The 13571-nt window shown below is 59.2% G+C and carries 11 protein-coding genes; 3 read left to right on the forward strand and 8 right to left on the reverse strand.

What is annotated here, in order from left to right; all coding sequences use genetic code 11:
* Positions 1–81: 81 nt before the first annotated feature.
* From rpoD to rpsU, 3 genes are all read right to left on the reverse strand, one after another.
* Positions 82–1932, reverse strand: a complete 1851-nt coding sequence (gene rpoD / locus BB029_RS03330; RefSeq protein ID WP_027605925.1) for an RNA polymerase sigma factor RpoD — start codon at positions 1930–1932, stop codon at positions 82–84.
* A gap of 67 nt (positions 1933–1999) precedes the next feature.
* A complete protein-coding gene (gene dnaG, locus BB029_RS03335) occupies positions 2000–3970 on the reverse strand; it encodes a DNA primase (RefSeq protein WP_027605924.1) in 1971 nt (656 codons plus the stop codon).
* 445 nt (positions 3971–4415) lie between these two features.
* Complete coding sequence (rpsU, locus tag BB029_RS31785) at positions 4416–4631, reverse strand: 30S ribosomal protein S21 (RefSeq protein ID WP_002551877.1); 216 nt, start codon at positions 4629–4631, stop codon at positions 4416–4418.
* A gap of 203 nt (positions 4632–4834) precedes the next feature.
* Here rpsU and tsaD point away from each other — a divergent pair, with 203 nt between their 5' ends.
* A complete protein-coding gene (tsaD, locus tag BB029_RS03345) occupies positions 4835–5860 on the forward strand; it encodes a tRNA (adenosine(37)-N6)-threonylcarbamoyltransferase complex transferase subunit TsaD (RefSeq protein ID WP_065938230.1) in 1026 nt (341 codons plus the stop codon).
* A gap of 33 nt (positions 5861–5893) precedes the next feature.
* Here the strand turns inward: tsaD and plsY are convergent, their stop codons facing one another.
* Complete coding sequence (plsY, locus tag BB029_RS03350) at positions 5894–6463, reverse strand: glycerol-3-phosphate 1-O-acyltransferase PlsY (protein WP_065938231.1); 570 nt, start codon at positions 6461–6463, stop codon at positions 5894–5896.
* 72 nt (positions 6464–6535) lie between these two features.
* Here plsY and folB point away from each other — a divergent pair, with 72 nt between their 5' ends.
* The gene (folB, locus tag BB029_RS03355; protein WP_046069798.1) at positions 6536–6889 is read left to right on the forward strand and encodes a dihydroneopterin aldolase; all 354 of its coding nucleotides are present in this window, start codon (positions 6536–6538) and stop codon (positions 6887–6889) included.
* Positions 6880–7410 (forward strand): 2-amino-4-hydroxy-6-hydroxymethyldihydropteridine diphosphokinase, encoded by a 531-nt coding sequence (folK, locus tag BB029_RS03360; protein ID WP_027605919.1) that lies wholly within the window; start codon positions 6880–6882, stop codon positions 7408–7410. The genes folB and folK overlap by 10 nt, the downstream gene beginning before the upstream one ends.
* Here folK and BB029_RS03365 read toward each other — a convergent pair.
* The 4 genes from BB029_RS03365 to BB029_RS03380 form a co-directional block, all read right to left on the reverse strand.
* Positions 7393–8625: a multifunctional CCA addition/repair protein gene (locus BB029_RS03365; protein ID WP_065938232.1), complete on the reverse strand. Its 1233-nt coding sequence runs from the start codon at positions 8623–8625 to the stop codon at positions 7393–7395. The genes folK and BB029_RS03365 overlap by 18 nt on opposite strands.
* Positions 8626–8688: 63 nt before the next feature.
* Positions 8689–10254: a SpoVR family protein gene (locus BB029_RS03370; protein WP_027605917.1), complete on the reverse strand. Its 1566-nt coding sequence runs from the start codon at positions 10252–10254 to the stop codon at positions 8689–8691.
* Positions 10251–11522 (reverse strand): YeaH/YhbH family protein, encoded by a 1272-nt coding sequence (locus tag BB029_RS03375; protein ID WP_065925392.1) that lies wholly within the window; start codon positions 11520–11522, stop codon positions 10251–10253. Before BB029_RS03375 ends, BB029_RS03370 begins: the two co-directional genes overlap by 4 nt.
* 113 nt (positions 11523–11635) lie before the next feature.
* On the reverse strand, positions 11636–13558 hold the full coding sequence (locus BB029_RS03380; RefSeq protein ID WP_003194732.1) for a PrkA family serine protein kinase: 1923 nt from the start codon (positions 13556–13558) through the stop codon (positions 11636–11638).
* Positions 13559–13571 lie beyond the last annotated feature (13 nt).

A 13571-nucleotide genomic window follows, 5' to 3' on the forward strand; every position in this document is an offset into this window, starting at 1 on the left:
CGGGCATTGCGGGGGAGGGGATTTGCGCGGGATTTTATCTGTACAAAGCAAAACCCCCGGCCTGGGCCGGGGGTTCTGGTGTCACTCGTCGAGGAAGGAGCGCAGATGCTCGCTTCGCGTCGGGTGGCGCAACTTGCGCAACGCCTTGGCTTCGATCTGACGGATCCGCTCGCGGGTCACGTCAAACTGCTTACCGACTTCCTCAAGGGTGTGGTCGGTATTCATGTCGATGCCGAAACGCATGCGCAGTACCTTGGCTTCACGGGCAGTGAGGCCGGACAGTACGTCGCGGGTCGCTTCTTTAAGGCTCTCAACAGTGGCGACATCGATTGGCGACTGCATGGTCGAGTCTTCGATGAAGTCACCCAGGTGGGAGTCTTCGTCATCACCGATCGGGGTTTCCATGGAGATCGGCTCTTTAGCGATCTTCAATACCTTGCGGATTTTATCCTCAGGCATTTCCATGCGTTCGCCCAGCTCTTCCGGGGTCGGTTCGCGACCCATTTCCTGCAGCATCTGCCGGGAAATGCGGTTGAGCTTGTTGATCGTCTCGATCATGTGCACCGGAATACGGATGGTGCGGGCCTGGTCGGCGATCGAGCGAGTGATCGCCTGACGGATCCACCAGGTGGCATAAGTCGAGAACTTGTAGCCGCGACGGTATTCGAACTTGTCCACAGCCTTCATCAAGCCGATGTTGCCTTCCTGGATCAGATCGAGGAATTGCAGGCCACGGTTGGTGTACTTCTTGGCGATGGAGATCACCAGACGCAAGTTCGCTTCAACCATCTCTTTCTTCGCACGGCGGGCCTTGGCCTCACCGATCGACATGCGACGGTTGATGTCCTTGATCTCGGCAATCGTCAGGCCGGTTTCGGTCTCGAGTGCGGTCAGCTTCTGCTGGCAACGGATGATGTCCGGCTGCAGGCGACCAATGGCTTCAGCGTACTTCGCCTTGCCTTTGGCCAGGGCGTCGCTCCAGCTTTCGTCCACTTCGTGGCCCGGGAACTGGCGCAGGAAGTCGGTACGCGGCATGCGCGCATCACGGACACAGAGCTGCATGATCGCACGCTCTTGTGCACGCAGACGCTCAAGGGCGCTACGAACCCGTTCAACCAGGCCTTCGAATTGCTTCGGTACCAGCTTGATCGGCATGAACAGCTCAGCCAGCGCCAGCAGCTCGGCAATTGCCAGCTTGTTGGAGCGACCGTGCTTTTTCAGGGCCTTGCGGGTGATTTCCATTTGATCGGAAACCGCGCCGAAACGCTGGGCAGCAATGATCGGGTCTGGGCCGCTTTCGACTTCGTCTTCGTCGTCGGTGCTGGCTTCGGCATCGTCGTCTTCGGTGTCATCGTCCGCTTTCGCGGCTTTGGCATCGACAGGCGGCGGTACTTCGGCGGCAGGCGGCGCGATGCCGTCGTCCGGGTCGATATAACCGCTCAGGACGTCGGACAGGCGGCCACCTTCGGTGGTGACGCGAGTGTACTCGGAGAGAATGTGGTCAACCGTGCCAGGGAAGTGCGCGATTGCGCCCATCACTTCACGGATACCCTCTTCGATACGCTTGGCGATTTCGATCTCGCCTTCGCGTGTCAGCAACTCGACGGTACCCATTTCACGCATATACATGCGCACAGGGTCAGTCGTGCGACCGATGTCGGTCTCCACCGCGGCCAACGCGGCAGCGGCTTCTTCAGCGGCTGCCTCGTCGGTATCGGCGTCGGCCAACATAAGGGCGTCCGCATCCGGAGCACTCTCGTGTACGGGGATCCCCATGTCATTAATCATGCGGATGATGTCTTCCACCTGCTCTGGATCTGAAATATCCTCAGGCAGGTGATCGTTGACCTCTGCGTAAGTCAGATACTTCTGCTCACGACCAAGGGTGATCAACTCTTTGATACGAGACTGCTGTTGCGCTTTTCCGGACATAACACCCTATCCACTGAAGGTCTTGGCGGGCAAAAAACAAGCCGAGGATTATACCCGAGCTATGACCTCACACGCCAGCTGAGGTCGGGTTTGATGCGGAAACATTCTGTTTTAAGAGGTCGCGCATCTGTTTTGCTATCTGAATTTGCTCTTCAGCCGATAATCCCGGCTGTCTTGCTCTCTTGATGAGTTCATCGAGGGTCTGCGTGTGCTGGCCCGCGGATAACCTAGTAATGGTGTCTAAAAACTGTTGTTCAAGGTTATCGCCGTCAATTAGCCACTCCTTTTCCGCGAGCGCCTTCAACAAACGACCCTGTTCTGTGCCATGCCAGCGAGCCATCAGCTGAATGGAGTTTAGCTTAGGATTTTTCTGCACGGCCTCGATCAGTGCGATCAGCACCTGAGCGTAGGTATTGCTCGCGTTGGCAAAATGGTCGGCGCTTTCAACCTTGCTCGCTAATTGCGGGTGGTGGATAAGCGTGCGCAGGGCAATCAGCGTGGGAGCTTCTACGGCGACCGGTGTGCGAGGCGCGTAGGCCTCATCGCGATCACCGCGCTTGCCGTTTTTGCTCCAGGGTTTCTTGTCCCATTTCTTGCCGCCGGCACCGGGCTTCTTCGGCGTCCATTCCTGCTGGGGGGCATACGCCTCCTGGGGTTGATGGAAGTCGGCATAGTCCGGCATGGCGTCATAATCCATGCCTGGGTCGTAGGCGGGCGGCGCGTCCTGCGGTGCGCTGTGCACCAGCTGGCTGACGGCCTCGCCACTCAGTCCTGTAATTTCCAGCAGGCGTTGGCGCATCAGGGTGCGCAGGTTCGCGCCTGGAACCTTGTCGATCAATGGTGCCGCGAGGGTGGCCATGTGGGCCTTGCCTTCGAGGGAGCGTGGGTCGGCTTCTTCGGTCAGTTGCTGGAAGAAATAATCCGCCAACGGCTGCGCATGTTGATTGATGCGGGCGCGGAATGCGTCGGTGCCTTCGGAGCGCACCAGGGTATCCGGGTCTTCCCCTTCGGGCAGGAACAGGAAGCGCGCGCGGCGCCCATCCTGCAGGCTCGACAAGGTGGCTTCGAGCGCGCGCCAGGCGGCGTTGCGGCCGGCCTGGTCACCGTCGAAGCAGAACAGCACGCTTGGCACGACGCGAAACAGGCGCTTCAAGTGTTCTTCGCTGGTGGCGGTGCCGAGGGTGGCCACGGCGTTGCGCAAACCTTGCTGAGCCAGGGCGATCACGTCCATATAGCCTTCGACCACGATGATTTCATCGAGGTTTCGATTGTTCTTGCGCGCCTCGAACAGGCCATAGAGTTCCTGGCCCTTGTGGAATACCGGGGTTTCCGGGGAGTTCAGGTACTTGGGCTTGTCATCCCCCAGCACTCGGCCGCCGAAGGCGATGATGCGACCACGGCTGTCGCGGATCGGGAACATCACGCGGTCGCGGAAGCGGTCGTAGCGCTTGCCGGTCTCGGCGTTCTCAACCAGGAGGCCGGCGTCGATCATGGCTTTTTGCTGCAGGGTATCGCTGCTCAGGTGTTTGTAGAGGTTGTCCCAGCCAGGTGGGGCAAAGCCGAGGCCGAAGTCGCGGGCGATTTCGCCGGTCAGGCCGCGCCCTTTCAGGTAGTCGACGGCGGCCTTGCGCTGCGGATGGCTTTTAAGGGCCTGACGGTAGAAGTCGGCAGCGGCAGTCAGCAGCGGGTACAGCGGCGAGTCGGTGGGTTGCCGTGGTTTATGCGGGCGGCCACTTTCTTCGCGGGGGACTTCCATGCCGGCGGCTTTCGCCAGGTCCTCGATCGCCTGGGGAAAGTCCAGGTTGTCGTGGTCCATCAGGAAGCCGAGGGCGTTACCGCCTGCGCCGCAGCCGAAGCAGTAGTAGAACTGCTTGTCGGGGCTGACGCTGAATGACGGGGTTTTTTCCTTGTGGAACGGGCAGCAGGCTGTGTAGTTTTTGCCAGCTTTCTTCAATTGCAGGCGCGAGCTGACAACATCGACAATGTCGGTGCGGTTCAGAAGGTCGTCAATAAAGCTCTGGGGAATCAGCCCTGCCATGGCGTTCTCGTCATCACTGCGTGTAAATGAGTGCCCGTGAAGTGCTCAAGCGCACGTATCGAATGGCTTGACCATCAATCGTCTGCTTGGGCTGTCAGGAAGTGTATCTGCCGAACATTCACTGACGTTAGTTTCAATCAGTGTGTCGGCCTGGAAATGTTGCCCTCGAGTCCGGCGCTGGCCAATCGTGGCCTCGGATGCTCGTCGCTGGGCACAGCCGATACAGTTGATCGTCTGCTTACAAAATGAGTGTGCTCGTCAGTAGCCTTGTTAGGCTCGTCAGAAGAGACGTGCACCGCTGGCAAAAGAGCCAGTCCTGACGTTTGAAGCAGGTGTATCAGTCGCGTGTGCGGCGTCAACGATGAAGCATCAAGCGATATCCGCAAATGCCAACAGCCCGGCTGAGGGCCGGGCTTGGCAGAAGCTTGCTACGTACGTCTGTGTATTAGTACAGACGAACGGCGCGGCGCTGTTCGCGCTGAACTTTCTTGGCGTGACGCTTAACAGCGGCTGCTGCTTTACGCTTACGCTCAGAAGTTGGCTTCTCATAAAATTCGCGGCTACGAACTTCAGCCAGAACACCGGCTTTTTCGCAGGAGCGCTTGAAACGACGCAGAGCTACGTCGAAGGGTTCGTTCTCTTTTACTTTGACGGCTGGCATCCAGAGCTACCTTCTTTCATTACCGGGAATCAACGTTCTCGTCGCAAAAAATTCGCGGCTGAGGTCGTCGGTTTTTAAGGGTTGCGGATGTTAACCCCTCATTGGCAGGAATGCAAAGCCTCTGATCGAAAACCGCTAGTCGGGAGGGGGAGTGGCGACTATTATGCGCGCCTTCGAATTCAGCCTCTACAAGGCGCAAACCCATGCTAGTACTGGGACTTGAAACCTCCTGCGACGAAACCGGTGTCGCACTTTACGACAATGAACGCGGGCTTTTGGCCGATGCGCTGTTCAGTCAGATCGACTTGCATCGGGCCTATGGCGGCGTTGTGCCGGAGCTGGCCAGTCGTGATCACGTCAAACGTATGCTGCCGTTGATTCGCCAGGTGTTGGACGAGGCCGGTTGCGTGCCGACCGAGATCGATGCGATTGCCTATACGGCGGGCCCCGGATTGGTCGGAGCCCTTCTGGTTGGCGCCTCTTGTGCCCAGGCGCTGGCTTTTGCCTGGGGCATTCCGGCCCTCGGCGTGCACCATATGGAAGGCCATTTACTGGCGCCGATGCTGGAAGAAAACCCGCCGCAGTTCCCGTTCGTCGCTTTGTTGGTTTCGGGCGGGCATACGCAGCTGGTCCAGGTTGACGGAATCGGTCAATACACGCTGTTGGGCGAGTCCTTGGACGACGCCGCCGGCGAAGCTTTCGACAAGACCGCGAAGATGATGGGCCTCAATTACCCGGGTGGGCCGGAAATCGCCCGCCTGGCCGAAAAAGGCGTTGCCGGCCGCTATACCTTCCCGCGCCCGATGTGCGATCGCCCTGGCCTGATGTTCAGCTTCAGCGGCTTGAAAACCTCCGCGTTGAATACCTGGCAGCACAGTGTCAGCGCCGGGGACGACAGTGAGCAAGCCCGTTGCGACATCGCGCTGGCGTTCCAGCAGGCCGTGGTGGAGACTTTGACCATCAAGTGCAAGCGCGCCCTGAAACAGGCCGGCATGAAGCGCCTGGTGATCGCCGGTGGCGTCAGCGCCAACAAGGCGTTGCGCAGCTCATTGGAAAAGATGCTCGGTGATATGAAGGGGGATGTGTTCTACGCCCGCCCTGAGTTCTGCACTGACAACGGCGCGATGATCGCCTATGCCGGTTGTCAGCGCCTGCAGGCGGGGCAGCACGAAAGCCTGGCGATCAGCGTGCAGGCGCGCTGGCCGATGGAGCAACTGCCGCCCTTGTAAGTGTGCAACGTGAGTCGGGCTCATTGGCGGTATTTAAAAATGCCGTTCGCGCCCGGCAAACAGGTCGCGTAGATTGCCCCGGTGTCGCCAGACGATCAGCAGTGTCAGCACACTCATCGGCAGCAGCGCCGCCGGTTCCTGCCAGGCCAGCAACGGCAGGGTTAGCGGTGTGGCGATCAGCGCCGCCAGCGAGCTGGTGCGGGTCAGGTAGAACGTCAGCAGCCAGGCGAGCACGGCCAGCAACGCCGCCGGCGGGTAGATCCCCAGCAGCATGCCGGCTGCCGTGGCGACACCTTTACCGCCGCGAAAACGGAAGTACAGGGGAAACAGATGGCCGAGGACGGCGCACACGCCCACCCAGGCCTGCTGTTGCAGGGTCAGGCCGGCGAGGTTGGCGATCAGTACGGGCAACAGGCCCTTGCATAAGTCGCCCAGCAGCGTCAGTACGGCGAGCTTCTTGCCGGCCAGGCGCAACATATTGGTGGCGCCGGCATTGCCTGAACCACTCATTCGCGGGTCGGGATTTCCCGTCAGGCGGCTGAGCAAAATGGCGAAGGAGAGCGAGCCGAGCAGGTAGGCGAGAATCGCCAGTGACCAAAACATGCTAACTATTCCGGGCGAGGACGCCCTGATTCTAACGGGGCATCGCGCCCTTGTCGTGCTGCGGAGAAGAGCTTGGACAGAGTGTTTATCGAAGGCCTGGAAGTCGACACCGTGATCGGGGCCTACGACTGGGAGCGCGGGATCCGTCAATGTCTGCGCCTGGACCTGAGCTTCGCTTGGGATAACCGCCCGGCTGCGGCTGGCGACGACCTGGCCCTGGCGCTGGATTACGCCAGCGTGTCCGCGCGGATCCAGGCCTTTGCCGAGCAGTCCCAGTACCAGCTGGTCGAGACCTTTGCCGAACGCCTGGCCGAAGTGCTGATGAGCGAGTTCCAGATTCCCTGGCTGCACCTCAAGCTGACCAAACCCGGCGCAGTGCCGGCTGCCAAGGGTGTAGGCGTGGAGATTGAGCGCGGATGTCGCTGACTCAGGTTTACCTTGGCCTCGGTAGTAATATCGAGCGCGAGCCCCACCTGCGCGCCGGGCTCGACGCGTTGGCGAGTTTCCTGACGGATATGCGCTGCTCGGCGGTGTTCGAGAGCCAGCCGGTGGGCATCAAAAGCGGGCCATTCTTCAATCTGGTGGTGTCGGCCTATACCGACCTGTCATTGATGGAGTTGGATCGTCGGTTGAAATCCATCGAGGCTGACAATGGCCGCTATGCGCCGGATCGCAAAGGCCTGCCGCTGGATATCGACGTGCTGCTGTACGGCGAGTTGGTGGGTGACTTCGATGGTTTGATCCTGCCGCGGGCGGAGATCCTGAAAAATGCCTTTGTGCTGTGGCCGTTGTCGATGATGGCGCCGGACCGGGTGCACCCTGAAGCGGGCAAGACGATGGCTGCGTTGTGGCGTGACGCTCAGATTGATCAGGTGCTGGCGCCTGTCGGGTTTGAATGGCAGGGCCAGCAACTCACCCCGGACTCGCTCCTACAAGGGTTTGTGTAGTTCCTTGTAGGCTTTGAGTGCCCTGAGTCGTTCACGCTTGAGCGCCTCGCCCAACTCCGGCCCCTTGAATCCCTGCTCAAGCAGTGGCGCCACGGCAACCTCGCGCGCTGCTTTCGCCGCGCCGCGTAAGTAATCCGCCTGTGGATAACTTCTTTGCTCCAGTCCCTTGCGGCCTCGGGCATCCATTTCGCAGGCGACCACAAACTCCTCAAAGCGCTGTGGCCTGCGGTATACGTCAAAACTTTGCAGCAACTCCAGCAGCGTCGAGGCTTTCAGCTCCTGCGCACGATGACCATGGGTGTGATATTGGCCCACCAGCAGCGCCAATTCCTGGCAGTCCCTCGGCACTTTGAAGCGTTCATTGACGAGCGTGATGAGCTTCAAGCCTCGATGCTCATGAGCAATGTGCTGCGGTAACTTATCCACAGGCGTCAGGCCCTTGCCCAGGTCATGCAGCAGGCAGGCCCAGCGTACGGTCAGGGGCTGTTTGTGCAACGCAGCTTGTTCCAGCACGCTCAAGGTGTGCACGCCAGTATCTATCTCGGGGTGATGGGCTTCGGGTTGTGGCACGCCAAAGAGTGCATCCACTTCCGGCATCAAGATCTTCAGCGCATTACAGTCCCGAAGTACCTGGATAAACACCTGGGGCTGATCTTCCATCAACGCCCGAGAGATTTCTTTCCAACTGCGCTCCGGCGTCAGGGCTTCCAATTCGCCGGACTCGCTGAGTTGACGCATCAGCTCCAGCGTCTCCGGTGCTACCGTAAAACCCAGGTGTGCATAGCGCGCGGCAAAACGGGCGACACGAAGAACTCGGAGGGGATCTTCGGCGAATGCAGGGGAAACGTGACGAAGTATGCGGGACTCAAGGTCGCGCTGGCCGTGATACGGATCAGTCAGGTTACCGTCGTCGTCTTCGGCCATGGCGTTGATGGTCAGGTCGCGACGGATCAGGTCTTCTTCCAGCGTCACCTCGGGGCTGGCGTGAAACACAAAACCACTGTAACCCCGACCACTCTTGCGCTCGGTGCGGGCCAGGGCGTACTCATCGCCGTTTTTCGGGTCCAGGAACACCGGGAAGTCCGAACCCACTGGCTTGAAACCCTTGGTGAGCATTTCTTCGGTGCTCGCGCCGACGACCACGCGGTCGACATCGGTGACCTTGATGCCCAGCAGGCGGTCACGCACGGCGCCGCCGACTTTGTAGATTTTCATGAAAAAGCCTCCATTAGCGGCACAGGATACCGCCTGTGCCTGGCCAATGGAGGCTTTGCTGTTTCAGAGATGAACGACGGCCAGGTCCAGGCGGCCGTAGTCGTTGTCATTGTGATCGTTGCGCGGTGGTACATGGTGGGTCTTCATCACTTGGTCGCCTTGCAGGGTTTCCAGGTGGATGTCGAAGCCCCAAAGCCGATGCAGGTGCTTGAGCACTTCCTCGGTGGATTCGCCCAGGGGTTTGCGGTCGTGCTGCTGGTGGCGCAGGGTCAGCGAGCGGTCGCCGCGCACATCGATACTGTAGATCTGCACGTTGGGTTCACGGTTGCCCAGGTTGTATTGCGCCGCCAGGGTTTCACGGATGGTGCGGTAGCCGGGCTCATCGTGGATGGCCGGCACCACCAGGTCGTCCTTGAGGTCATCATCCAGGATGCTGAACAGTTTGAGGTCGCGGATCACCTGGGGTGACAGGTACTGCAGGATAAAGCTCTCATCCTTGAAGCTGCTCATGGCGAACTTGATCGTCGACAGCCAGTCACTGCCGGCGATTTCCGGGAACCAGCGGCGGTCTTCATCGGTGGGGTGTTCGCACATGCGCCGAATATCGCGGTACATGGCAAAACCCAGCGCGTAAGGGTTGATCCCGCTGTAATACGGGCTGTCGAAGCCGGGTTGGAACACCACGCTGGTGTGGGACGTCAGGAACTCCATCATGAAGCCGTCGGTGACCAGGCCTTCGTCGTACAGGTCGTTCATGAGCGTGTAGTGCCAGAACGTCGCCCAACCTTCGTTCATCACCTGGGTCTGGCGCTGTGGGTAAAAGTACTGGGCGATCTTGCGTACGATACGCACGATTTCCCGTTGCCACGGTTCCAGCAGCGGTGCGTGCTTTTCCAGGAAGTAAAGAATGTTTTCCTGGGGTTCGGCGGGGAAGCGCGCATTGTCCTTGTCGCTGTTCTTGCCGGCGCGTTTGGGAATGGTGCGCCACAGGTCGTTGATCTGCTTCTGCAGGTGCTCCTCGCGCTCCTTCTGGCGCAGGCGCTCTTCCTCGGCAGAAATAGGGTATGGGCGCTTGTAGCGGTCGACGCCATAGTTCATCAGGGCATGGCAGGAGTCGAGCAAGTCTTCCACGGCGTCGATACCGTGGCGCTCCTCGCACTGCATGATGTACTGCTTGGCGAACACCAGGTAATCGATGATCGAGCTGGCGTCGGTCCAGGTGCGGAACAGGTAGTTGCCCTTGAAGAAGCTGTTGTGCCCATAGCAGGCATGGGCCACCACCAGCGCCTGCATGCAGATGGTGTTTTCTTCCATCAGGTAGGCGATGCATGGGTCGGAGTTGATCACGATTTCGTAGGCCAGGCCCATCTGGCCCCGGGTGTACGACTTTTCGGTACTGAGGAAATGTTTGCCGTAAGACCAGTGGTGGTAACCCAGGGGCATGCCGACGGAAGCATAGGCGTCCATCATCTGCTCGGCCGTGATCACTTCGATCTGGTTGGGGTAGGTGTCCAGGGCATAACCCGCCGCGATGCGGCTGATTTCCCGGTCATAGGCCTGGATCAGTTCAAAGGTCCACTCGGAGCCGGTGGAAATGGGTTGGCGCTTAGTCTCTTTTTTGGCGGTCATGTCACTAACCTGCGCTGGAAGAGTTCACGGAAGACCGGATAGATATCGCCGGCCGAGACCAGTTGCTGTTGTGCGAACGTGTCGGCAAAGGCTTCGCCGATGCGCTCGTATTCAAACCACAGGGCCTGGTGCTCACGGGGGGTGATTTCGACGTAAGTGTAGTACTGCACAAACGGCATGATGTGGTTGATCAGGATGTCGCGGCAGATCGGCGAATCGTCGTTCCAGTTGTCGCCGTCGGAGGCCTGGGCCGCGTAGATATTCCACTCGTTGGCCGGGTAGCGCTCGGCCATGATCTCCTGCATCAGCTTCAAGGCGCTGGACACGATGGTGCCGCCGGTTTCCCTCGAGTAGAAGAACTCCTCCTCATCCACTTCCCGTGCGCTGGTGTGATGGCGGATGAACACCACGTCGATCTTGTCGTAGTTCCGCTTCAGGAACAGGTACAGCAGGATAAAGAAACGCTTGGCGATGTCCTTGGTCGCCTGGGTCATCGAGCCTGACACGTCCATTAGGCAAAACATCACGGCTTTTGAGCTGGGATTGGGCTGCTTGACCAGCAGGTTGTACTTGAGGTCAAAGGTATCGAGGAACGGCACGCGGTGGATACGCGCGCTGAGTTTCTCTATTTCCGCCTCGATTTCCTGGATATCGCCGAAGTTGTCTGGCTCTTCGCGCTTTAAACGCGCCAACTCTTCCTTTGCCGTCCTCAATTTGGCACGACTGCTGCCCGAGAGGGCGATACGCCTCGCATGGGCTGAGCGCAGCGTGCGGATGATGTTGATTCGAGAGGGGTTGCCTTCGTTGCTGATCCCGGCGCGTACGGTCTTGAAGGTATCGGTGCCGGTCAGGTTACGCTTCACCAGATTGGGCAGTTCCAGGTCTTCGAACATGAACTCGAGGAATTCTTCCTGGGTGATCTGGAACACGAACTCGTCCATGCCTTCGCCGGAGTTACCGGCCTTGCCCGGGCCTTTGCCACCGCCACCGCCCTGCGGGCGCTGGATATGCTCGCCGGTGGTGAACTCTTTATTGCCGGGGTGCACGACGGTCTGCTTGCCGCCCCGGCCGTGGTGCAGCACCGGTTCGTCGATGTCGCGTCCGGGAATGCTGATTTGTTCGCCATGCTCCATGTCTGTAATGGAACGGCGGCTGACGGCCTCTTCAACGGCCTTTTTGATGTGGTCACGGTAACGCCGCAGGAAACGCTGGCGGTTTACCGTGCTCTTGTTCTTGCCATTAAGGCGTCGGTCGATCACATAGCTCATGAGGAGCCCTCCGGGCAGCTTCACGTTACAAGCTTCAAGCGGCGAGCTGGAAGCTTAGAGACAAGCGGTCCACTGCCAGGCCCATGACCTGGCAGTGGACGCCCATCGCTGCCTTACTGCGATTTGCGTACCCGCAGGTACCACTCGGAGAGCAGTCGTACCTGTTTGTCGGTGTAGCCGCGCTCGACCATTCGTGTGACGAAGTCGTTGTGTTTTTGCTGGTCCTCCTTGCTGGCCTTGGCATTGAAGCTGATGACCGGCAGCAGATCCTCGGTGTTGGAGAACATTTTCTTCTCGATGACCACCCGCAGCTTCTCGTAGCTGAGCCAGGTAGGGTTCTTGCCGTTGTTGTTGGCGCGGGCACGCAGTACGAAGTTGACGATTTCGTTGCGGAAATCCTTCGGATTGCTGATGCCGGCGGGTTTTTCGATCTTTTCCAATTCTTCGTTGAGGGCTACGCGGTTGAGGATTTCGCCGGTTTCCGGGTCGCGGTATTCCTGGTCCTGGATCCAGAAGTCCGCATACAGCACGTAGCGGTCGAAGATGTTCTGGCCGTACTCGCTGTAGGACTCCAGGTACGCGGTCTGGATTTCCTTGCCGATAAACTCGATGTAGCGCGGCGCGAGGTATTCCTTGAGGAAGCGCAGGTAGCGTTCGCGGGTTTCGGCCTGGAATTGTTCCTGTTCGATCTGCTGCTCCAGCACATACAGCAGGTGCACCGGGTTGGCGGCGATCTCATGGGGGTCGAAGTTGAAGACCTTGGACAGGATCTTGAACGCAAAGCGCGTCGACAGGCCGTTCATGCCTTCATCCACGCCCGCTGTGTCGCGATATTCCTGGATCGACTTGGCCTTGGGATCGGTGTCCTTGAGGTTCTCGCCGTCGTACACGCGCATCTTCGAATAGATATTCGAGTTTTCCGGCTCCTTGAGACGCGACAGCACAGTGAACTGGGCGAGCATTTTCAGGGTGTCGGGTGCGCAGTGGGCTTTGGCCAGCGAGCTGTTGAACAGCAGCTTGTCGTAGATCTTGATTTCATCGCTGACCCGCAGGCAGTACGGCACTTTGACGATGTAGATCCGGTCGATGAAGGCTTCATTGTTCTTGTTGTTGCGGAAGGTGTGCCATTCCGATTCGTTGGAGTGGGCCAGCAGGATCCCGGTGAACGGAATCGCGCCCAGGCCTTCGGTACTGTTGTAGTTGCCTTCCTGGGTGGCGGTGAGGAGTGGGTGCAGCACCTTGATCGGCGCCTTGAACATTTCCACGAATTCCATCAGGCCCTGGTTGGCCCGGCACAGGGCGCCCGAGTAGCTGTAGGCGTCGGCGTCGTTCTGCGGGAATTCCTCCAGTTTGCGGATATCGACCTTGCCCACCAGCGCCGAAATGTCCTGGTTGTTCTCATCGCCCGGTTCGGTCTTGGCCACGCCGATCTGGTTGAGGATCGACGGGTAGAGTTTTACCACGCGGAACTGGCTGATATCGCCGCCGAACTCGGCCAGGCGCTTGGTGGCCCAGGGCGACATGATGGTGTTGAGGTAGCGTCGTGGGATGCCGAAGTCTTCTTCGAGGATCGCGCCATCTTCCGTGGCGTTGAACAGGCCCAGGGGCGACTCGAAGACCGGTGAGCCCTTGATGGCGTAGAAGGGCACCTTCTCGATCAGTTGCTTGAGTTTTTCGGCCAGGGACGATTTACCACCGCCCACGGGGCCGAGCAGGTAGAGGATCTGTTTCTTCTCTTCCAGGCCTTGGGCGGCGTGGCGGAAGTAGGAGACGATCTGGTCGATGCATTCTTCCATCCCATGGAAGTCTTCAAAGGCCGGATAGCGGCGGATCACCTTGTTGGAAAATATTCGCGACAGGCGCGAATTATTGGCGGTTTCCACCAGCTCCGGCTCGCCAATCGCCAACAATAGGCGTTCGGCGGCAGATGCGTAGGTGCTGCGGTCCTGCTTGCACAGCTCGAGATACTCTTGCAGCGTGAGTTCTTCCTGCTGTGTGGACGCGAAGCGTTGTTGGAAGTGGCTGAAAATACTCATGACGTCGTCACCT

It is taken from the genome of Pseudomonas sp. S3E12, from assembly GCF_001702295.1.
Classification (GTDB): Bacteria; Pseudomonadota; Gammaproteobacteria; order Pseudomonadales; family Pseudomonadaceae; genus Aquipseudomonas; species Aquipseudomonas marginalis.